The organism is Pseudothermotoga hypogea DSM 11164 = NBRC 106472 (assembly GCF_000816145.1).
GTDB classification, from domain to species: domain Bacteria; phylum Thermotogota; class Thermotogae; order Thermotogales; family DSM-5069; genus Pseudothermotoga_A; species Pseudothermotoga_A hypogea.
In genome coordinates, this window is record NZ_CP007141.1 from 106,191 (window position 1) to 127,072 (window position 20,882).

Here is a 20,882-nt window from a genome sequence, read left to right on the forward strand (position 1 = left end):
ACCCCCTCTTACAGGCCGAGGTCCTTGCTTATCGCCTTCATCGCTTCCAGTGAAATTTCGAAGAACTCGTTCAATGACAGCCCCATCTTCTCGCATTCCATCATTTGCTGTCTGTTGGCCCCCTTCGCAAACAGTTTTTCTTTGAACCGTCGATTTAAAAAATCGACGTCTATCACCGACAGTGACTTTTCGGGAGTGATCAACGCAGCCGCCACAATGAAACCGGAGGTCGGGTCAGCCACGTAGATGGCCTGCTCCATCAGCGTCTCACGTTCCTTTTTCTCGCAATGCGCAAGGATCGCATCCAGCACTTCTTTGGGGACATCATAGGATTCGAGGATCTCCACCGTTTTCAGTCCGTGCAGGTCGGGTTTGTCCTTCGTGTATTCGTAATCCAGATCGTGCAGCAAACCTGCCAGAGCCCAAAGTTCTGCGTTCTGATTGAACCTTGTTGCCAGAGCTTTCATGATGGCTTCCACTGCGATGCAGTGCTTCACCAGGTTCTTGGTTTTCACATGTTCGTTGAGAAGGTCCAAAGCCGCATTCCTATCAAGCATTCGTCCAACCCTCCCACAAGCACGTGTTCTTACAGTGCCTCTCACCGAAGTACAATCTCAGGTATTCCGGATCTTTGAAAAAGATCCATACATCCTGCGAAGAGAGCGCTTCAAAAAGATGTTCAAGATCCCTTTCGCTCGTGACTCTCTTGAAGTTCTTCGAAAGTTTCTGGAATTCGAGCAGATTCCTTACCAATCGTGGTTTGTCGCTCGCATCCGTTTCGACATAGAGTATCTCACCGACACTGTTGAAGAATGCCTTCATGTGTTCAAAACCTTTCCCAGGATCGTCCTGCAGGTTGATACTCACCAGCAGCAACCTCGCCAGAGGATCCTTCACAGCAATCTTTTCGAGAAGGGTTTGGTTCACACTTTTGTTCTGAACGAACTTTAGAGCCTCGTCATATATCAGCAGCCTCGAGCAATGGAAAAAAGGCTTGGAAACTTTCCCTTTGCTCCGCGCCGACACGTACTGTGCGCAAGCGAAATCCCTTTTTTCCAAAACCGGCGCCACCTTCATGAGTTTTTCTTCAGCTTCCGTCAGAGCAGAGATTATCAGAAGCATCGACTTGTAACCATCCCTTGAAACGCAAGTTGCGAAGGTGGAAGAGCTGACCTGGCCTTCTGTGTAAGCTTCCAGAACCAGCGCCGCGTAAGGATCCTTCGTTAACTCCGAGTAGATCTGGAAGAGTTTGACCGCTTCGTTGAACCTTCCAAACGCCAAGAAGACCTCAGCGGCGGTTAGGTACACAAGCGGTTGTCCAGGGTATTTCCTGAGCAACTGGATCGTGTCTTTCACCACATCGCCTTCCAAGAAGTAGAGCTCGCTCAAGATTTTCAGACACTCAACGTGAACCGAATTGGTCCTCGTTGCTTCTATCTTTTCTCCCCTCAAAAGTTTTATCAAGTTCGTGATTACGTACCTGTGTTCTTCGTCTTTCACAGAATGAAGCTTTTTCTGCAAGGATTTCTGTATTACGTCATCGGAGATCCCGTAGGCATAATGGTTCAGGTCGTGCAGCGTCCATATGTTTTCCACGGGCAGATCGATGTCGGGCTCGAATTCGATTTTGGGCTGGCTGGTTTGCTTTCGTTGCTCGGCACGATGCTCGCGCAGAATGCCTTTCTTTTTGAGGTCCTTTTCCAGCTCTTCTTTCAAACGCAGTAAGTTCAGGATCCTTTCATCCTTTTCATCCTGCACACTCTCTCACTCCGAAGCTATTTTCTCACGCTAATTCTACCACAGTTTGATCAATCTTCGCTGATCTTTCCAGCTGCTCTGAAGCTGTAATAATTCTCCCTGCCAACGATGACGTGATCTATGAGCTTTATGCCCAGGATTTTCCCAGCTTCAGCAATACTCAACGTGACTCGCTCGTCATCTCTGCTTGGCGAGGGATCGCCAGAAGGATGGTTGTGAACGAGGATGAGCGCGTTTGCGTTGGCCCGCACCGCGAGTCGGAAAACGTCCCTTGGATGAAGAAGGGTCTGGTTGTTTGTACCCACCGTGACATCACTGTAAGTTATCAAAGAAAGCTTGCTGTCGAGCAACAGAACGCGTGCGATCTCTTTTTCGTAGAATCTCATCTCGTGGCAGAACTCAAAGATCGCAGAGGGGCTGTTCAGAAGCGTGCGGGGTTTCGAAAGCTCCGCGTAAAGGCGCTTTCCAAGTTCGAATGCCGCCTTGATGCTGGCCGCTTTTGCCAGTCCAACCCCATCGAGGGCTGCGATCTCTTCGAGTGAAGCGTTACAGAGGGATCTCAAAGAACTGTCGAATCTGTCCATGATTTCCTGTGCAAGTTCATTCACATTTTTACCTTCTCTACCTGTTCTCAAGATGATCGCGAGAAGTTCCACGTCGGACAAACTCTCTGGGCCTGCCATCTTCATCCTTTCACGCGGTCTCAGCACGCAAGAACCTCCCTCGAGCGAAGATAACTCCACACCTCATAGACTGGTAAACCCACCACGACATAAGGATCGCCGATGACGGACTCGACGAAGACTGCACCGATATCCTGGAGCCCATAAGAACCGGCTTTGTCCAGTGAGTGCTTAGAAGCATACATGGAGACGAAATCTATGGGAACCTCTCTGAATTTGACCTTCGCGGTCTTCAATTTAAGCCAGACTTCGGACTCACTCGCTATCGCCACAGCCGTGTGCACCAGATGCCATCGTTTCATGAGTTTGAGGAGTTGCTCGCGAGCTTCAATCTCGTTTGATGGCTTGGCGAGTATCTCACCGTCGAGGTCGACCACCGTGTCGGCGGCTATGACAATGGCATCCTTGTTCTGCTCGAAGACTTTGATTGCCTTCATCAAGGCGAGCTTTTCCGCCGTCTCCTGAGGTGTCGAAAACTTGGACTCTTCTATATCTGGAGCGATGATTTCGAACTCATCGAGAATCATTCTCATTATTCGTAACCTTCTGGGCGACGTTGAGGCCAAAACTATTCTTCGCACGCTTCACCACTCTTTCAGTCAAGTACGCGTTGAGAACTGCTCCCGGTACACCGAGGATCAGCATGTGAGGAAGTACCAGTAGAAAGGACCAGCTTTTTATACTCACCGCACCAACGATCGACTGAGCAACGTTGTTCGCAACACTGCCAAGAACACTGACGCCCGTCAAACCGAAGATAGAGGTACGAAAAGTGATGTATTCACATGCGGCTGCCGTGATGGAACCCGCGATGGACATCAAGGAGACGATGCTGAAAAGCTGTCCTGTGATAAGTGCGCTCACGACGCTCTTCAGCAAACTCACTGCGAAGACAGTTTGCCAGTCGTAGAGAACCACGGCGATCAGAACCACCAGGTTCGATAATCCCCACCGGCCAAACGGCAGGGGGAACGGAATGAAGGTCTCGAGAAAATAAATGACACTGCCCAATGAAGCAAGAGATGAAATCAGCGCCAGTTTTCGAGAGCTCACCAGGTCATCACGTCCACCGCTGTATCAACGTTTGTCCTGAACTTTATCAACACTTTGTTTGGAACACATATGATTGTCCCACCAGGTCCAACGTTTCCAGTTCTCTCACAAATTTTCAAAGGACAGTTCGAATCTTCCACGTGAACTTTCTGACCATTGAAAACCACTTTCATCAAGTATTTATCACCATCGTGGAGTTCGTAAGTGCCGGGCTTTGTGATCTGCATAAACAACTTTCCTTCAACAAAGACTTCGATTGACTGACCTTCACGCGACCTCGTCGAATAGAACACGAAAAAACCAACTACGATCACGATGACCAAAAGCAGATCGTATTTTTTGAAGAGTTTACCTCGCCTGTTCATAGACAACCATCGTCGCTGAACGACGGATCGATCCTTCTTCCGTCACCATCAGGACGCTACCACCGAGTTTTGGAAACTCGAGCACTACGTATTCCCACTGGGCCCCCATCACGAAACCAGCTGTCGAGAGAGCATCCGCAGTGACGGCATTGTCTGCAACCACGGTGACTGAGATGGCTCCTCTCGCTGGAAAGCCAGTCTTTGGATCGAGGATGTGGTGGTAACGAACCCCTTCGGCCTCGAAGTACCTTTCGTAATCGCCCGAAGTCGCAACTGCCCCGGATGTGAGGTACAGATAAGCTATGGCGGAACCTGCATTTCTCGGATCTCTCACACCAACGACCCAGGGTCTGGAACCAAATTTCGGACCGAGTATTCTGATATCTCCACCCGCCTCGACGAAACCTGTGCAGTCTTTGTCAACCTCTTTGGCCACTTGGTACGCCCTGTCCAAAGCGTATCCCTTCGCTATCCCTCCCAGATCCAGCTTCGCGCCGTGGAGGAGACGTACTCTTCTTCTCTGAAAGTCCAGTTCCAATTTGTCAACGCCAACGCGCTTCAGTGCTTCGTTGATCTCCTCTGACGTCGGTACCCTGCTGGGCAGCTTCTCTGCGATCCTGTCGAAACCCCAGAGTTGAATCAACTCACCTAAGGTTGGATCAAATGATCCTTCTGTGAGCTTGCTGAAGCGAACAGCCGCATCGAGCAGAACAAAGGTTTCCTCGTCGACGTCAACCCAGTCATCTGAGGCGTTTATCTTGCTCACGACACTGTTTGGATCGTTCGGGTTGTACTTTTTGTATATTCTTTCCAGCTCGTTGAATATGACCTGCGCCAGGACTTTGGAGTTTTTCTTCGATGAAACGACGATCCTGCAGTACGTTCCCAACGTGAAACCGTCCAATTCGTAGTAACTCGGCGGTGCCTTGAAGAAGGAGGTAAGAAAAAGGGCTAGCAACACGACCAAAAGCGATACACCAACCAGCAGGATTCTTTTATCAAGTTTCAGAATATTCTTACTATCTCTCTTCCACACTTGCTACACCTTCCTTCATCGTCCAGTCCAACGATTTCGACATCGTAACCTCTTCGAACTATCGATACCGTCCCACAGTTCGGACATACGGTCTTTTCGTACTCCGGGTCCCACAGGTTACCGATGTAGACGAAATCGAGGTACTTTCGGGCGAGCCTGTAAGCTTCTATAAGCAACGCGGGTGACGTTGCAGGCGCATGGTACTTATAGTTCGGATAGTATCTGGAAAGGTGCAACGGTATCGATTTGTCCAGAGCCGATATCCATTGGAATTCTTTCTCTAAGTGGCTCAAATCATCGTTCACACCGGGCACGATCAGCGTGGTGATCTCGACGTGAACGTTTGCTTCTACACACATTTCTATCGTTCTCAGCACCGCTTTGAGATCCCCACCGAGCTTCGCGTAAATCTTTTCGTCGAAGGCTTTCAGATCGATGTTCATCGCATGGATGGATTGCAGAAGCAGTTTGAGCGGCTCTCTCTCTATCATACCGTTCGTCACGAGAACGTTGTACAGGCCTTCTTTGGCTGCAACCCTCGAGGTGTCGAGTACAAACTCGTACCACACGAACGGCTCGTTGTAGGTGTAGGCTATTCCACGTGAACCCCTGCTGTGCGCTATCGAGACCAGTTGTTGAGGTGACACACTCTTCGTTGGTGCGACCTGCTGTGAGATCTCCCAATTCTGGCAGAAGGGGCACTTCATGTTGCAGCCGAACGTCCCGACCGAGAGGATCATCTCTGAGGGGTTGAAATGAAAAAGTGGCTTTTTCTCTATCGGATCCAGCGCAATGGAAGTTATCTGGCCGTAATTCAGCGTTTCCATCGCCCCGTCTTGGTTGCGACGGGTGAGGCAGAAGCCAACCTGTCCGTCTTCGAGCACACAGTGATGGGGACACAGCTCACATTTGATTTTGTTGTTCTCCAAAGTGGAGAAATAAAGAGCCATCCTCTGCACCCGATCACCTCTCAATGGTACCGTTCGACCGTGAATCTGTACATTTCGAACCGCTCACGCTCTGAGATGCCAGCTTTTCTGAGGGCTATTTGAAGTTGCTCCTGGACGCTGTCCACGCCAGGCAGGTCTGGTAAAAGCAAACCTCTTCTGTAACCACTCGCAACGATCACACCGTATTTCTTCGGATCGAGCTGACTCAGCTCCGTCACCTTCTCTGGCTCACTCAGAATGTCTACGGTGACTTCAACTTCGTCGAGTTCATCCGGCGTCAGTGGTTCAAATCGAGGATCCTCCGTGGCAGCGGCAATTGCGTTGTCTCTCACCTCCAAGGCCAGGTTGGCCTTGGTCGGCATGAAGGTTCCAATGCATCCCCTCAAGGATCCATCGAGAAGATGCAAACTGACGAAAGCCCCCGCTCTGCGTTTCAACAACTCTTGAGGAGCTCCATCTTTGATAGGATCGACTATCCTCTTCTCCAGAATGTAGCTCTCAATACTCTTGATCGCCCATTTCACGAACGGATGGTTCCCCTTCACCTTCCCTCACCTTCTTCCAAAGTTCGTAAGCTTGGGAGATTGGGATCGGCTCGACCTCGCACTGAAAAACGTGATGAACCTTCCTCCAGCTTGCGAAAGCTTCCGAAATCTTCCGAGCCAGTTTCGCAATGCACTCTCTATCGCGCTCGTCAGCTTCCAGACAATTCAGAAAACCTTCCAACTTGATGGTGCTCTCACCTCGTTGCTCACCCCGTATTACCAAAACGAGGTTTTTCTGATCTTCGCACACCTTAAGCAGTGGCTCGAACCTGGACAGATGGGTTTTCAAACTTTTTGGCAACACGATTTTGATCGTTTTCAAACTCTTCATGCTTCTTGCCAAGGTCGCCACGCGAACAAGATGGCTCACTATCGTTCTGAATCCCAGCCCCTGCCAGGTCAAGCTCGCATCTGCCGAGGGAACATAAGCCACCCGAAATCCAGCTGAACACAGACCGTATGCGACTTTCATCAGTTCATCGTTCCCAACGAATAGAAGACCTTCCAAACGATGACGTTGGTGAGCCTCATCGATCCTTTTTTGAAGTTCACGTGGCGAAGCGACAACCACTGAGAGATCGTTCATCTGCTCGTTGAGTTGTAAGAGGTCTAAACCACTGCGTCTCAGCTCTTCGAACAACAACCGTGCACCTGGACAGATTCCTCCAACGAAAACTGCGAGCATTCACTTTTCCCTGAATAAATTATAAACGAAAAAGGCGGGGTGATCCCGCCTCAAAGACGAATGCACTTTCTTCTCACACGGGTTCAGAGATCAATCTCTTTTCTTCCGCCAAGACCTCTGAAAAATGCTTGCAATTTTCGCGGCTCATCTTCTTTATCAAGTTCGTCAGAACTCTCTGTGGGCCAACTTCCACAAAACTGTGGACTCCGAGCAAGGTCATTCTCTCCACTGACTGGTACCATCTGACGGGCCCACTTATTTGTGCGAGCACGTTTTCTCTGATTTCTTCTGGATCCGTCGTCTCCTTCGCCGTGCTGTTCATGACGATTGGCCATCTGGGTCTTCTGAACTTCACTCCCCTTAGCTCTCTCGCCATCTTCTCTCTCGCTGACTCCAACAGAGGCGTGTGGAACGGGCCACTTACCTTCAACTCGATCACGCGTTTAGCAAATGTTTTGATCCTTTCCACAGCCTTCTTGACCGATTCGACCGAGCCACTGATCACAATTTGATCTGGCGCATTGTAGTTCGCGATCCACACGCCGTCCATGTCCGAAATCGTCTGTTCGAGCTTGGACAGGTTCACACCGAGCACGGCCGCCATGCTACCCAACCCTGGGGGCACGGCTTGAGAGATATATTCACCTCTTTTTCTCACCAGGTACAGGCCAAGATCGAAATCGTAAACGTCGGCGGCAGCGAGCGCAGTATATTCACCGAGGCTGTGGCCTGCCACGATGTTCGGTACTATACCGTTTCGAACGAGTTCATCGAAAGCTATGTAGCTCGCAAGATATATTGCGGGCTGAGCGTTCTCGGTGATTTTGAGGATTTCCTCGTCCGAGTTCATCAACTGGTACATGTCTATGCCCAGGACCTCTTTCGCTCTTTCAAAGAAGTATCTTGCCCTTGGATAAGACATGAATTCTTTTCCCATGCCAGAGTATTGTGAACCTTGCCCGGGAAACACGAAGGCCGTCATGTGTTCACCTCCCGACATAGTTTCTGTACAGTTTCAAAAAACTCTCTCATGATCTTCTCGATCAGTTCCTTCACCGTAGGTACATCATCGATCAAGCCGACAGCCTGACCTGCCATGAAGGAACCTGAGTCGATGTCCCCATCAATCACCGCTTTTCTCAAACTGCCGACGAGTATCATCTCAGCTTCTTCCGGGCTTCGAACTTCGAGTTCGACCACCTGCCTTGCGAACGGTGTTTTGAGCACACGTGCAGCATGTCCGAGTTTCGCTCCCGTCACCACCGTGTCACGTATCGAGGCGTTCAGTATCTTTCTCTTGTAGTTCTCGTGCACTTCAGATTCGACGGTTGCGAGAAACCTTGTACCCATCTGGACAGCTTCGGCACCGAGAGCGAATGCGGCCGCCATGCCACGGCCGTCCGCAATGCCCCCAGCCGCAATAACGGGTATGCGTACAGACCTTGCGACCTTGTTGACCAGCACCATCGTGGTGACCTCTCCAATGTGGCCACCCGACTCCATCCCTTCGGCCACGACCGCGTCGGCGCCAGCCCTTTCAACGAGTTTTGCCAGAGAATCAGAAGCGACCACGACGATGACCTTGATACCGTGATCCTTCAAAGTCGGTATGTACTTGCTCGGGTTACCCGCACCGAAGGAAACCACGGGGACTTTCTCTTCGATCACGACTCTCAAAAGCTCTTCAACGTAAGGGGAAGCGAGCATGATGTTGACACCGTAGGGTCTGTCGGTGAGTTTCTTGATCTGTGCGATTGCATCTCTCAGTTGTTCGGCTCTCATCGCTCCAGAGCCTATCATGCCCAATCCACCAGCGTTCGACACGGCGGCAGCGAGCTTCGCAGTTCCGGCCCAGGCCATACCACCCATGATGATGGGATATTCGATGTTGAAAAGTTCAGTCACCCTGTTCTTCACGCTTTTTCACTCCCAGTAACAATTCCGCGGTTGCGACGATTCTCTCATCCACGCTCGCCTTCGCCTTCACTTTCACCACGTTCAATTTGCTTTCAATGACCTCCACCTCGTACTTGAGCACGTCTCCCGGCTTGACGGGCGATTTGAACCGCGCGTTGTCTATGCCCAGAAACAGTGGCACAAGCTTCTGTTCAGGTTTCAAAAGCAACAGCCCCGCCGTCTGTGCCATACCCTCGATAATCAACACACCGGGATAGATCGGATAATCTGGAAAGTGGCCCAAGAAGAATATCTCAGAGATCGTCACATTCTTGATCGCCACAATTCTTTTTTCATCTCTTTCTATCACCCTGTCAACGAGCAAGATAGGAAACCTGTGTGGCAGAATTTGCATTATTTCCTCTACATTCAAGGCTCGTACCTCCCTATCACGATCGACACGTTGTGTCCGCCGAAACCGAAGGAGTTCTTAACGAAGTTCTCGATCTCGATTCTCACAGGTTCTTTACCAACGACGTTCACGTTCACCTGCGGGTCTTTTTCGTCCAAATTTGGCATCGCATGCAGAAAACCTTTCTGCATCTGCAGAATTGCAACGACGGACTCAGCTGCGGCTGCCGCTCCGAGCAGATGACCCATCAGCGCTTTACTGCTGTTCACGTAGATTTCTTTTCCAAATATCCTTTCTATCGCCTTGGCCTCTGCCTCGTCTCCCGCAGGTGTGCTCGTGGCATGGCAGCTCACGTACTGAATATCCTGTGGTGAGAGGTTTGCATCTTCGAGGGCGAGCCTCATGGCTTTTTCCGCACCTGCACCTTCGGGATCTGGAGCACTCATGTGGTAAGCGTCATCGTTCATCCCGAAGCCTTTGATCTCAGCGATGATTTCTGCATTCCTTTTCAGTGCGATCTCTTCGGCCTCGAGGATGAGTATCGCGCCTCCTTCGCCCATCACGAAACCATCGCGTTGTACGTCGAACGGTCTCGATGCTCTCTTTGGTTCATCGTTCCTCGTCGAGAGGGCACGCATGCTTGCAAAGCCAGCTATTGGTAGCGGTGCTATCGTTGCTTCTGCGCCACCGACGATGGCCACATCAGCGTAGTTGTGCCTTATCAAGAGAGTTCCCAAGGCGATCGCGTGTCCTGACGAAGCACAGGCGCTCACCGGCGCGAAGTTCACACCCTTCAATCCGTGTTCTATCGAGATGATGCCCGAGGCCATGTTTATCAGCAACATCGGTATGAGAAACGGGCTGACCTTTGACGCTCCTTGCGCAAGAAACTTGTTGTTTTCCGTATCCAACGTGATGAATCCACCCATGCCCGAGCCAACGAGCACCGCCGTTCTCTCCGAAAACGATGAAAGGTCTATTTTCGCCTGATCCAGAGCTTCCTTGAAGGCGGCGAGAGCGAAATGAACGAACCTATCGGTCCTACGCGCCAGTTTCCTATCGATGTACTTCTCAACATCGAAGTTCTTCACTTCGGCAGCTATCCTCACCGGAAGGTTGCTGGCATCGAAACTGCTTATGTAATCGATTGCAACGGTCGAACGCTCCAGATTCATAAGAACTTCTTCTTTTCCAATCCCAATGGGACTCACGATACCCATTCCCGTGACGACCACGCGCCTCATGCGACCACTCCCTCAAGCTCGAACGAGTCTACGTGGATTATATGAAGTGAAAGAAAGGGCCGTCAAAACGGCCCTTTTAGAAAGAAAAAATCTATATTACTTACATTAACACAACTCCATACTGGTAGAGTCTTTCTTTCGCCATGACATAAAACGCATGGTATCTCTCTGAAAAAATGTACGACACAAGGTAATATAAGCTTCCGAGCCCATAAATTCTCGGGTCTTCCGGGGAGTCTTCAGATGGCACGTTGCAGACGATGTGAAGACTGCCGGACTCCGCGAGTTTACAGTTTCTACATTTTTTCTTCATATTTGATACACGTCTATCTGCCCAGTCTCAGGGTCCAAGAAAACGGCGCTCGGTCTTTCAGCTATGTACCCACTGCCATCTCCTGGATTCACCAAAAGGGTCTTGCCTTGTCTTCTAAAGTCGAGTTTGTGCGTGTGCCCGTAGAAGATGAAGTCGTAGTGTTGCGATTCCAAAAGAGCTTCCAGCGCGAAGGGTTCGTGCATCATGGCCACTTTCTTTCCGTCCACCACGAGTTCAACCGGCCCTTTCACGAGTCGACCGGAAGATCTTTGACTCAAAAGTAGCCATTCTCCGTCGTTGTTGCCAAACACACCGTGGAACTCTGCTTCAAGTTTCAGCAATCTGAGCAAGGCGAAGGGTGATACCACATCACCGCAGTGAAAAACGTGCGTCACTTTTCTGCGATTTGCTTCTTCGACGAATTTCTCGATGCTGTGCAGATTGTCGTGCGTGTCGGAGATTATCAACCACACAGTTTCACCTCCCAACCGTTTCAGTCAGCGAACATCGCCAAGGCTTGTTGTGTGAAATTGCTTCTGGCAGTCAAACTCACCGAGAGAGACGCGACATCGACCGTGTACACTTCCAACCTGTCTGTGAACAAAGTGTACAACAAGTTTCCAACGATCTTGATAGAGACTGGAAAATTCGAGTTGATCTTGGTCAGGGTCGCATCTGTCAGTCTACCGAGGTAGATTCCTTCGCCGGAGACGCCCAAGCAGAAGAACTGTTCTGAGGCATCGAGCCTTCTGACGTCTCCTTCGACGGCGTAGGTCTTTACCAATTCGAGATTGTTGTCGCTGACTGAGTACACTTCGAGGCGATGTGAAACGTCTTGAACGTAGACGAAGACGAATTCCCCCCGAGTGAAGATTCTCTGAGCATTCGAAATGGTTTTGGTGCTGAGGACCTGCAACGTGACGGGATCGACCAAAGACACAGTTTGACCGTTCAGAACCACGACGTATCGATCGGCATCCACTGCTGTCCCACCTATCGGTGCAGTTTCATACGTAGCAGAGTTGGGGAGACTGTATCTTCTCAATGTATTGGAACCCACCTGAAAGAAGTACTCATCGTTGAAAGCAGAGTTTGTTCCCGTGAAGAGCAAGACATTTTGAGAGGATAACACTGTCAAATCGTTCGCGTTCAAGCGCACCAAAGATCCTGAAGTCAGAAAGTACAGATCGTCACCTATCGCTCGAAGTAACTTCGCATCGTTCGCCTCAGAAACAACATTGGAGGCTACGGGCGTGAGGTGTGATTGATTCACTTTGAACCGAACAACACTTCGATCCGATAGCGCAACGAAGATCCTCTGTGTGTCCCTGACCACTGTGAACGGTCTGGAAAAGCCACTGTGCCTGCCGTTCTCAGCAACAACGTTGAACACGTAACTGTACTCGACGTTCTCGACGACGTCTTGATCGAGGTAGGAAGTCGACGTACACTCGTGAATCTTTATCCAATAGCCCTGTTCGGCTTTGTAGATCTCATAAAACGCGGCATTCTCGACTGGATCCCAAGAGATGAGGATACCTTCGTCGAGGTTCGTCAGAGTCGCTGAAGAGACCGTTTGTACCGTTTCAACTTCGAGCACGATCTCAACATTCCCGAACTGGTCTATTCTGACAGAGTATGTATTCATTCTACCCGGTTGAAGTTCCAACCCGACCGACCCAGTCTCGGGCCAAACGAGCATTTCGTTGCCGGACTGATCGTACAGCGTCAACTTGAGTTGCCAAACCGCACTGGCGAGGTTATGAAATTCGAAGGTTATCTCACGATCCTCAAGATTCCTTCTCTCAAGGATGACGTCCTGCGAATGTTCCAAGCGTAACTCGACAGTACTCGCCTCGCTCGAAGTGACCGACACGTCCACAGTCAAATCGGCTGAATTCAGAGTCACGGGTACGTGGACCGTGCTGTGCTTTCCCGCAAGAACTTCCACCTGCGTTTCTCCAACGTAAATCGTGTAGTTCTGACCGTCTTTCAGTTCAACCGACACAGTCCAGTTGCCTCTCTCGATCGATTGAAAGACCACGCTGTTCTCCCCTGGGAAGTTGAAGGTTTGAGAAAGAATTCTCGCACCCTTTTTCAACGTCACAACTCCCAGAGTTGGTTCGACGCTCGGTATCGCCTTTTTGAGCACAACACTCACAGTGAGAGAACCGGTCTCATCACACAGGGGAACACATGAAACGACGACTAAACACGAAACGCATGCGAGCAAGAGAAAAAACCTGTGCAAGAGGGCCACCTCCCAAAATGAATGTAGTCTAAGTTTGATTCTACCTGAGCAAAGGTTCTTTTCTATGCGTTTCAATGGAAGAATCAAGCTTTTCTGGCCCTCGATCAAGGCTTGAAAATACGACTCCGACTCTCGCTTGAAGATATTCTTTCTCCCGTTCGCTCTCAGTCAAGTTCAGCTTTCATTTTGAATTCTGTTACCTCTGTTCAATGTTCAGCTCCGTATATATCATGATAGGAGCGCTCTCAAGGAAAATGGACCGTTTGAACGGTTGGCTTCGTACATGGGCGTTGGTCTAAGTTTTTGGTTAGTGGTGAAAAAGATCTGTTCAAAGGACGATATGAACGCGCTCCCGATCCCGAATGTTGAGATGGATCAGCGATGAAAGAAACTGATCGAGGATCAGAGAAAATGGTGCAATATGAAGAGAACAATGCCCCAGAGATGGGGCTTTTTTGTTTTGGTGTGATCTTTTACCTTGCCAATTTCAACAAGAGTTTCACGACGGGCGAAGAAACATGTATCCAGTTACCACGCCGCTGAGCAGTTATTAACAGTTTCACGAAAGGCACTTGACACTTTTGGTCTGCGAGTGGTAGACTTTCGACGAAGGTCCTTTAATTTGCCCCAGTGAGGGCAAGAAGGAGGTCAGAACATGGTTGACAGTTCCCTCACTTTGGCCCACCAGCAGGTCCGAGGCCTCAAGTTTTTCCTTCTCTCACTGCAGCACTTTGTTGCGATGTTCGGCGCAACGGTGCTCGTTCCGCTCCTGACAGGGTTGGACCCGCTCGTGGCTCTCTTCACCGCAGGTGCAGGAACTTTGTTGTTCCATGTGATCACCGGCGGCATAGTCCCGGTCTTTCTCGGCTCGAGCTTCGCCTTCATAGCACCCATCATCATGGTGAAGGAACAGCTCGGTGATCTGGCTTACGCGACGGGAGGCATATTCGTTGCTGGCCTTGTCTATCTCATCTTCGCACTCTTGGTGTGGTTTGTTGGCACGGATAAGATCAAAAGGCTGTTTCCACCACTGGTCACTGGACCCATGATCGTCGTGATAGGACTCACGTTGAGCCCGGTCGCGATCCAGATGGCGAGTCAGAATTGGCTGGTGGCAATGGTGGTCGTCGTGACCGTCATACTCACGTCTGTTCTGCTCAAAGGTTTCTGGAGCATGATTCCCGTGTTGTTCGGCGTTCTGGCTGGATACGCTGTGTCCTTACCCCTTGGTCTGGTCGACGTCTCGGCCGTTCAGCAGAGCGGTTGGCTGAGCGTACCACACTTCATCCTTCCGAAGTTCAACTGGACGGCCATAGCCACGATCGCCCCCGTGTCGATAGCGACCGTCATGGAGCACATAGGTGATATCACGACCAACGGGGCTGTGGTCGGGAAGAACTTCTTCGAAAAGCCCGGTCTGTACCGAACCTTGATCGGAGACGGGCTTGCCACTTCTCTCGCCGGTTTGCTCGGTGGTCCTGCGAACACGACTTACAGTGAGAACACGGGTGTACTCGCACTCACGAGAGTTTACGATCCGAGGGTGCTGAGAGGGGCAGCTTTTCTGGCGATGCTGGTCGCTTTTCTGTCTAAGTTTGGGGCCGTGCTTCGCACGATCCCAACACCGGTCATAGGTGGTATCAGCCTGATCCTGTTTGGAATGATCGCTTCCGTCGGAATAAGAACCCTCGTCAACGCCCAAGTGGACTTCTCCAGGCCCAAGAATCTTCTGGTTGCCTCTCTGATCCTCACCGTGGGCATAGGTGGTGCCGTGTTGAAGATCAATCATGTTGAGTTCAAGGGTCTCAGCCTGGCTGCGATCATAGGGATCGTTGCAAACTTGCTGGTACCGGATAAGAAGGGATGAAGCATCGATTTCAGCGAAGCGGGGCTTTGACCCCGCTTTTTTGTTGTACAATTCAAATTAGAAGGTCTTGGAGGCGATGTCATAGTGAACATCAAGAGAGCGTTGATAAGTGTTTGGGATAAAACAAGCATCGTTTGGTTTGCGAAGGCTTTGGAGGAACGGGGCATGAAAATCTTCGCTACCGCAGGTACGGCTGACTATCTTCGTTCGCATGGCATAGTTGTGGAAAACATCAGCCAGATAACAGACTTCCCTGAGATGCCGGAATACAACATCAAGTCGATTCATCCCAAGATCTTTGCCGCGATCTTAATGAATCTTTTTGAAGAAAGCCCTAAGCGAATCAGCGTTGAGCCTTTCGATCTGGTCGTTGTGAACCCGAGGCCATTTCAGCTTGGCGATGATCTGGACGAGGAACAGATACTGAAGAACGTGGACATCGGCGGAATCGCAATGCTCAGAGCCGCTGCGAAAAACTACAGGAATGTGGTACCCGTGTGTGACCCCGAGGATTACAACATGATCGTTGAATCGATAGACAGATGTGGTGATGTGGAACTTCAAAAACGCAGATATCTGTGCGTGAAAGCCTTCCTTTTTTGCCACAGATACGACGAGAGCGTGTTCAGAATCTTGTGCGATCTGTTCGCGATCGATGCAACGGAGCTGAAACGGGGGTCGGAATGAACAGATATTTCGAGACAATTCTGAAAGTTGTCTTCCCGAACAGTTGTGTTTTGTGCGGAAGAACCATTTCAGCGTTTTCTTTGCTGTGCGAAGAATGCGAGGCCAAGTTGTTCCGTGGGCCAATTCCGCTGGTGGAAAAAACGAAGTGGTGTGAGGTATATTTCTATGGTAGATACGAATCACTGCTTAGAGATGTGATCTTAGCATACAAGAACGGTGGGCACTGGAGACTGAGAAAGATTCTGGCGAGGGCCATTTTCGAAACGATGAGCAGATACTCAACTTCGTTCGACGTTCTGACTTGGGTTCCCTCAAGTTTCAAGGCCTTGGAAGAGAGAGGTTTCGACACAATGGGAATGATCGCGAAGGTTGTTTCGAAAAACATACACACAAAATGTGTCTCCCTCATAGAATCGGCAGCACCTTCCACCAAGAGAGGTTTAACGAGGCAACAGAGAAGAGAAAGCGTGCGTGGAATGTTTGTGCTGAAGGCAAAACCGAGGGGTACCGTCGCACTTATCGATGATGTGTACACCACTGGTGCTACCATCAACGAGTGTTCAAAATTGTTGCTTCAAGCCGGAGCAGAAAAGGTGATCGCCTACTGCATTGCCAGAGCTTGAGGGGGTGGACGAATGTCACTGAAACTCAAGGTAGTTTTGCTCGTAGTCGTGTTCCTCGTGGTAGGTGTTTCGACGGTCACGATAACGAATCTGCTGGCGATCAGAGGAAGGCTTCTGGCTTACGCCGAAGGAGAGATGCTGCAAAAGGTTGAAAAGGAAGCAATCAAGCTGGATAACTGGTTCAGAGAAAGGCTCATCACACTTCAGGGTATAGCTCCGAACCTGGAAAATCTGTTTCTGTTTTTCGATGTGAACATGATCGATATGAGCCTGCGCTCCTACGCTGAAGACTTAGAAAAACTTGGTTTCGTCGGGCAGATCTTGATGAGCCCTGATGGAAAAACTTTTACCTTGAACCTTCAGCTGGAAAAAGATTTGTCCAAGGAAAGGTTCTTCCAAGAAGCCTTGAATGGAAACATCTTTGTTCAGGACAACGTGGTTATCAAGGACACCAAGGGTTTGCTCTTCTCCGTACCGGTTTTGAGTTATTCACAGGAGATCGTTGGTGTTTACGCGGCTTTCATGCCCCAGGTCAAGATCGACGAACTCGTTTTGAATGTGAAACATGGGGAGCGTGGCTATGGATTCTTAACGAACAAAGATGCCGTTGTGATATCACACCCGGACATGAACATGGTGGGAAAAAAGCTCAGCCAGATTGATGAGAACCTGAAAACCGTCGAAGAAAAGATTTTGAAGGCCGAAGCTGGTACAGTGGATTACATTTTCCAATCTGAAAGAAAACTGGCTGCAATCGCAAATCTTCCAAGCGTGGGATGGTCCATCGCTGTGACCATTCCCAAGAAAGAGATAGAGGCGGTTTTCCAGCAAACCATTGTGATGAGTTTGAGCGTTGCTGCCTTGATTGCCTTCATCGCGACGATCGTAGCTGTTCTATTTGGCAGATCCATTACCAAGCCGATCACGATGCTCTCAGCGGTCTCGCAGAAGATAGCCGAAGGTGATCTTTCTCAAATGATCGAGTTCAAAAAATCGAGCGGAGAGATCTCCTTGCTTTCGAGTGCCTTCTCCACATTGACGAACGGCTTGAAAGACAGTATAATGAACATCAAAAAGATACAGCAGAAGATGAGCTCTCTGAATGAGCAAATACGGAAGGATACAGAATCGGCAAAAAGTGCGTCTCAAGAAGCAAAAGCTGTGTCCGAAGATGTGAACAAGATCATCGCAAGTGTGGGTCAGTTGGTGCATCAGGTGAACATGGGTGCGAGGGAAGTGGCATCCGGAAGCGAGCAGACATCCAAGAGCGCACTCTTGCTCTCTGAGAACTCAGAAAAACTACGCAAGTCTTCCAAAGCGGTTCAACAAGCGGTGAAGAAGTTGATCGATTCGGTTGAGGACATGGCTCGCCAGCAACAGACAGTGAGCAAATCCATACAGGAGCTCGCCGACTTCACTGGGAAGATCGAAGAGGTGATAAGTACCATCTATTCCGTGGCGGAACAGACGAACCTTCTGGCTCTGAACGCAGCGATAGAGGCAGCGAGGGCGGGTGAGGCTGGCAGAGGATTCGCCGTTGTCGCTGAAGAGATAAGAAAGCTCGCGGAACAGAGCAGGGTTTCTACGAAGCAGATCGGAGATTTTCTGGTCGGTATAAAGTCGCACGCTCAGCTCATGCTCGAACAGGAAGAAGAGATTGCCAGGAGAACTGAGGAGAGCAACAAGGCGATCAACGAGAGTCTGAAGACACTCGAAGGCATGATGGAGGAAATCGAAAAAGTCGCGAGTATGTCGAACGATCTTGCAGCGATCAGCCAGGAACAAACTGCGGCAGTTGAAGAAATCAACGCTGCTATAGAGAGGATTGTTAAAGAGATCGATAAAGTTTCCAGCAGTATTGACAAACTTTCGAAAGGTGTGACGGATCAAGCCGAGAGGGTCGAGGGACTATCGCAGAGTCTGGAAGAAGTCATGAAGGTTTTCGAGGAACTGACGATGACGTTCGCCAAGTACAAGGTATGATTCAACGTGAGATCAAAGCTTTTACTGATCGCTTTTCTGACTTTTCTTGCCCTTGCGATTGTCATATTTCGTACATCGAGACAGAGACTGAAGCTTTACTGCGAAGATGATCTAAAAAGCATCGTCGTGAACGTCTTGAGAGAGCAAGGCATGAAATACGAATTCAGCGAGCGTGAGAAGGCAGTTTTGATCGTTGAGAGATCAAAGATCATATACAAAGGTGTGGAATACAATCTCGCTTGGGAAAAAAGACTGAACGAGAGAATCGAAGAGATTCTGTCCGTCTACTTCAAAGGCGCACGTATCGAGGCTCTGTCTTCGGGGTTTCTGAGTGAGCGTTACAGAGTGATGGTTCAAGGTTCCGTACGTATCGTCGAAGTAAGAGTCGCTGGCAAAGACGCTCTGAGCGATGTGATAGAATCGATTTTGAGTGAACGTGGAGATTATTTTGAGAATGGGTTCATACTCGCACCGATCGAAGCAATTATGGAAGGAAAGAGGATATTCTTTTACGACCCAAGAACCGAACAGGTCCTCTTCGAAGATGCGGGAGGGAGCTGAGTGGAAAGCATCTTGACTGTAAAGAATCTATCGACGTACTTCTACATGGAAGAAGGTGTCGTCGCTGCGGTTGACGACGTGAGCTTTGAACTGAAACCGCAAGAAGTGCTCGGCATAGTCGGAGAAACCGGTTCAGGCAAGAGTGTCACCGTCAAATCGATCATGCGTTTGATAAAGCCACCGGGAAAGATCGTAAGAGGAGAGGTGATTTACAAAGGCCAAGACATACTCAAGCTCGATGAAAAAGAGATGTACAACATACGCGGTAAAGAGATCAGCATGGTCTTCCAAGATCCCATGACGTCTTTGAACCCACTGTTCACCATAGGGAATCAGTTGATGGAGACCATCATGCAGCACCAAAAGGTATCAAAGGAAGAGGCTTACAAGAGAGCCATCGAGATGCTCAAGCTCGTACAGATACCGGAACCAGAGAAAAGGATGAAGTCCTATCCGTTCGAATTCAGTGGTGGTATGAGACAGCGTGTCGTCATAGCCATAGCGCTCAGTTGCAACCCGAGCGTGCTCATAGCCGACGAGCCGACGACAGCTTTGGACGTCACGATACAAGCACAGATACTCGAGTTGATGAAACAACTGCAGGAAACTCTGAAGATGGCGATGATCTTCATCACGCATGATCTGGGTGTGATCGCCTCGATGGCGCACAGGATCATCGTCATGTACGGTGGAAAACAGATGGAAGAAGGATCGGCAGAGGATATCTTTTACAATCCCGTGCATCCTTACACGAACATGCTCTTGAAAAGCATTCCAAGGGTGGACAAGAAAGTGGAAAGACTCGAACCAATACCAGGTCAACCCCCTCGTATGATCGACATACCCAAGGTCTGTCCTTTCTTGCCGCGTTGTCCAAGGTCAGTCGATGAGTGTTCCAAAAGTGTTCCAGACATGGTGGAAGTGTCGCCCGGTCATCGCGTGAGATGTTTCAACCCGGTCGAAGGTGGTGTATGACGTGAGCGAGAAAGACGTGCTCGTGAAAGTGGTCGGACTGAAGAAACACTTTCCCATAAAACAGGGATTCTTCATAAAGAGAACAGTCGCCCACGTGAAAGCGGTCGACGGTGTGGATTTTGAAATCAAGAAAGGCGAAACCTTTGCGCTGGTTGGAGAATCGGGTTGTGGTAAGACCACGGTCGGGCGTACCATACTCAGGCTCATCGATCCCACCGAGGGACAGATCTTCTTCGACGGCACCGACATATCGAAACTGGGCTACAAACAGTTGCTCCCTTTCAGAAGGAGGATGCAGATCGTTTTCCAAGATCCGATGAGCTCGTTGAATCCGAGAATGACGGTCGGACAGATCGTGACTGAGCCGATGATTTTCCACAACGTTGTGAAAACGAAGCAGGAAGCGTACGAAAGGGCAAAAGAATTGATGGAAATGGTGGGTTTGAAGACGTTTCATCTGGACAGATACCCGCACCAGTTCAGCGGAGGTCAACGTCAGAGGGTCGCCATAGCGAGGGCGATCGCAATACAGCCCGAGTTCATCGTTCTGGACGAGCCGACCTCTGCGCTCGATGTGTCTGTTCAAGCGCAAATCATAAACATGTTCCTCGACTTTCAAGAGAGGTTTCATTTCAGCTATTTGTTCATCTCGCACAACCTTGGTTTGGTGAGGTTCATCAGTCAAAGAGTTGCTATAATGTATCTTGGTAGGATCGTGGAAATGGGCGATTCGGAAGAGATATTCTCGCAACCTTTACATCCTTACAGTAAGGCCTTGCTCTCAGCCACACCCGTGCCGGATCCAAAGGTCGAGAAAGCAAGAAAGAGGATTATACTCACGGGGGGTGTACCGAGCCCCATAAACAGACCGAGTGGTTGTTTCTTCAACCCGAGATGTCCCTTCAAGGTCGAAATCTGTGAAAAAGAATATCCTCAGATGATACAGGTTTCAAACAACCACTGGGTGGCGTGCCACCTGGTGAAGTAAGGGGGTG

23 protein-coding genes are annotated in these 20,882 nt (G+C 49.8%); 7 read left to right on the plus strand and 16 right to left on the minus strand.

What is annotated here, in order from left to right; all coding sequences use genetic code 11:
- Window positions 1-8: 8 nt before the first annotated feature.
- The 16 genes from AJ81_RS00570 to AJ81_RS00645 form a co-directional block, all read right to left on the minus strand.
- The gene (locus AJ81_RS00570) at window positions 9-557 is read right to left on the minus strand and encodes an HDIG domain-containing metalloprotein (protein ID WP_031503091.1); all 549 of its coding nucleotides are present in this window, start codon (window positions 555-557) and stop codon (window positions 9-11) included.
- Window positions 550-1,758, minus strand: coding sequence for a hypothetical protein (locus tag AJ81_RS00575; protein WP_031503093.1), 1,209 nt, complete (start codon window positions 1,756-1,758; stop codon window positions 550-552). The genes AJ81_RS00570 and AJ81_RS00575 overlap by 8 nt, the downstream gene beginning before the upstream one ends.
- Window positions 1,759-1,808: 50 nt before the next feature.
- Window positions 1,809-2,465 (minus strand): RadC family protein, encoded by a 657-nt coding sequence (radC, locus tag AJ81_RS00580; RefSeq protein ID WP_031503096.1) that lies wholly within the window; start codon window positions 2,463-2,465, stop codon window positions 1,809-1,811.
- Window positions 2,462-2,974, minus strand: a complete 513-nt coding sequence (locus AJ81_RS00585) for a Maf family protein (RefSeq protein WP_031503098.1) — start codon at window positions 2,972-2,974, stop codon at window positions 2,462-2,464. The genes radC and AJ81_RS00585 overlap by 4 nt, the downstream gene beginning before the upstream one ends.
- Window positions 2,955-3,494, minus strand: coding sequence for a Gx transporter family protein (locus tag AJ81_RS00590; RefSeq protein WP_038059571.1), 540 nt, complete (start codon window positions 3,492-3,494; stop codon window positions 2,955-2,957). The genes AJ81_RS00585 and AJ81_RS00590 overlap by 20 nt, the downstream gene beginning before the upstream one ends.
- Entirely contained in the window at window positions 3,491-3,859 is a 369-nt protein-coding gene (locus tag AJ81_RS00595; RefSeq protein WP_031503100.1) for a NusG domain II-containing protein, read from the minus strand. Before AJ81_RS00595 ends, AJ81_RS00590 begins: the two co-directional genes overlap by 4 nt.
- A complete protein-coding gene (locus AJ81_RS00600; RefSeq protein ID WP_031503102.1) occupies window positions 3,843-4,895 on the minus strand; it encodes an FAD:protein FMN transferase in 1,053 nt (350 codons plus the stop codon). Before AJ81_RS00600 ends, AJ81_RS00595 begins: the two co-directional genes overlap by 17 nt.
- Window positions 4,865-5,854: an AmmeMemoRadiSam system radical SAM enzyme gene (amrS, locus tag AJ81_RS00605; protein ID WP_031503105.1), complete on the minus strand. Its 990-nt coding sequence runs from the start codon at window positions 5,852-5,854 to the stop codon at window positions 4,865-4,867. The genes AJ81_RS00600 and amrS overlap by 31 nt, the downstream gene beginning before the upstream one ends.
- A gap of 11 nt (window positions 5,855-5,865) precedes the next feature.
- Window positions 5,866-6,390 (minus strand): AmmeMemoRadiSam system protein A, encoded by a 525-nt coding sequence (gene amrA, locus AJ81_RS00610; RefSeq protein WP_031503107.1) that lies wholly within the window; start codon window positions 6,388-6,390, stop codon window positions 5,866-5,868.
- On the minus strand, window positions 6,344-7,075 hold the full coding sequence (locus tag AJ81_RS00615; RefSeq protein WP_031503109.1) for a hypothetical protein: 732 nt from the start codon (window positions 7,073-7,075) through the stop codon (window positions 6,344-6,346). Before AJ81_RS00615 ends, amrA begins: the two co-directional genes overlap by 47 nt.
- A 73-nt stretch (window positions 7,076-7,148) precedes the next feature.
- Complete coding sequence (fabD, locus tag AJ81_RS00620) at window positions 7,149-8,057, minus strand: ACP S-malonyltransferase (protein WP_031503111.1); 909 nt, start codon at window positions 8,055-8,057, stop codon at window positions 7,149-7,151.
- Complete coding sequence (locus AJ81_RS00625) at window positions 8,054-8,944, minus strand: nitronate monooxygenase (RefSeq protein ID WP_051369024.1); 891 nt, start codon at window positions 8,942-8,944, stop codon at window positions 8,054-8,056. Before AJ81_RS00625 ends, fabD begins: the two co-directional genes overlap by 4 nt.
- A gap of 28 nt (window positions 8,945-8,972) precedes the next feature.
- Window positions 8,973-9,404 carry a 3-hydroxyacyl-ACP dehydratase FabZ gene (fabZ, locus tag AJ81_RS00630; protein ID WP_031503115.1) on the minus strand — a complete coding sequence of 144 codons (432 nt, stop codon included), beginning with the start codon at window positions 9,402-9,404 and terminating at the stop codon, window positions 8,973-8,975.
- Window positions 9,401-10,627, minus strand: coding sequence for a beta-ketoacyl-ACP synthase II (fabF, locus tag AJ81_RS00635; protein WP_031503118.1), 1,227 nt, complete (start codon window positions 10,625-10,627; stop codon window positions 9,401-9,403). Before fabF ends, fabZ begins: the two co-directional genes overlap by 4 nt.
- 309 nt (window positions 10,628-10,936) lie before the next feature.
- Complete coding sequence (locus tag AJ81_RS00640; RefSeq protein ID WP_031503120.1) at window positions 10,937-11,413, minus strand: metallophosphoesterase; 477 nt, start codon at window positions 11,411-11,413, stop codon at window positions 10,937-10,939.
- 20 nt (window positions 11,414-11,433) lie between these two features.
- Window positions 11,434-13,191, minus strand: coding sequence for a fibronectin type III domain-containing protein (locus AJ81_RS00645; protein WP_031503122.1), 1,758 nt, complete (start codon window positions 13,189-13,191; stop codon window positions 11,434-11,436).
- 655 nt (window positions 13,192-13,846) lie between these two features.
- On the opposite strand from AJ81_RS00645, the gene AJ81_RS00650 reads away from it, so the two are divergent.
- The 7 genes from AJ81_RS00650 to AJ81_RS00680 all read left to right on the plus strand — a co-directional run bounded on the left by AJ81_RS00650 (window position 13,847) and on the right by AJ81_RS00680 (window position 20,875).
- Window positions 13,847-15,058 (plus strand): uracil-xanthine permease family protein, encoded by a 1,212-nt coding sequence (locus tag AJ81_RS00650; RefSeq protein WP_031503124.1) that lies wholly within the window; start codon window positions 13,847-13,849, stop codon window positions 15,056-15,058.
- A gap of 84 nt (window positions 15,059-15,142) precedes the next feature.
- Window positions 15,143-15,745, plus strand: a complete 603-nt coding sequence (locus tag AJ81_RS00655) for a hypothetical protein (protein WP_038059573.1) — start codon at window positions 15,143-15,145, stop codon at window positions 15,743-15,745.
- Window positions 15,742-16,368, plus strand: a complete 627-nt coding sequence (locus tag AJ81_RS00660; RefSeq protein WP_031503128.1) for a ComF family protein — start codon at window positions 15,742-15,744, stop codon at window positions 16,366-16,368. Before AJ81_RS00655 ends, AJ81_RS00660 begins: the two co-directional genes overlap by 4 nt.
- A gap of 12 nt (window positions 16,369-16,380) precedes the next feature.
- A complete protein-coding gene (locus tag AJ81_RS00665; RefSeq protein WP_031503130.1) occupies window positions 16,381-18,351 on the plus strand; it encodes a methyl-accepting chemotaxis protein in 1,971 nt (656 codons plus the stop codon).
- Between the two features lie 6 nt (window positions 18,352-18,357).
- A complete protein-coding gene (locus AJ81_RS00670) occupies window positions 18,358-18,912 on the plus strand; it encodes a hypothetical protein (protein WP_031503131.1) in 555 nt (184 codons plus the stop codon).
- A 45-nt stretch (window positions 18,913-18,957) separates the two neighbouring features.
- Complete coding sequence (locus AJ81_RS00675) at window positions 18,958-19,887, plus strand: ABC transporter ATP-binding protein (RefSeq protein ID WP_174375505.1); 930 nt, start codon at window positions 18,958-18,960, stop codon at window positions 19,885-19,887.
- Window position 19,888: 1 nt separating this feature from the next.
- The gene (locus AJ81_RS00680) at window positions 19,889-20,875 is read left to right on the plus strand and encodes an ABC transporter ATP-binding protein (RefSeq protein WP_197536847.1); all 987 of its coding nucleotides are present in this window, start codon (window positions 19,889-19,891) and stop codon (window positions 20,873-20,875) included.
- The last annotated feature ends 7 nt before the right edge of the window (window positions 20,876-20,882 follow it).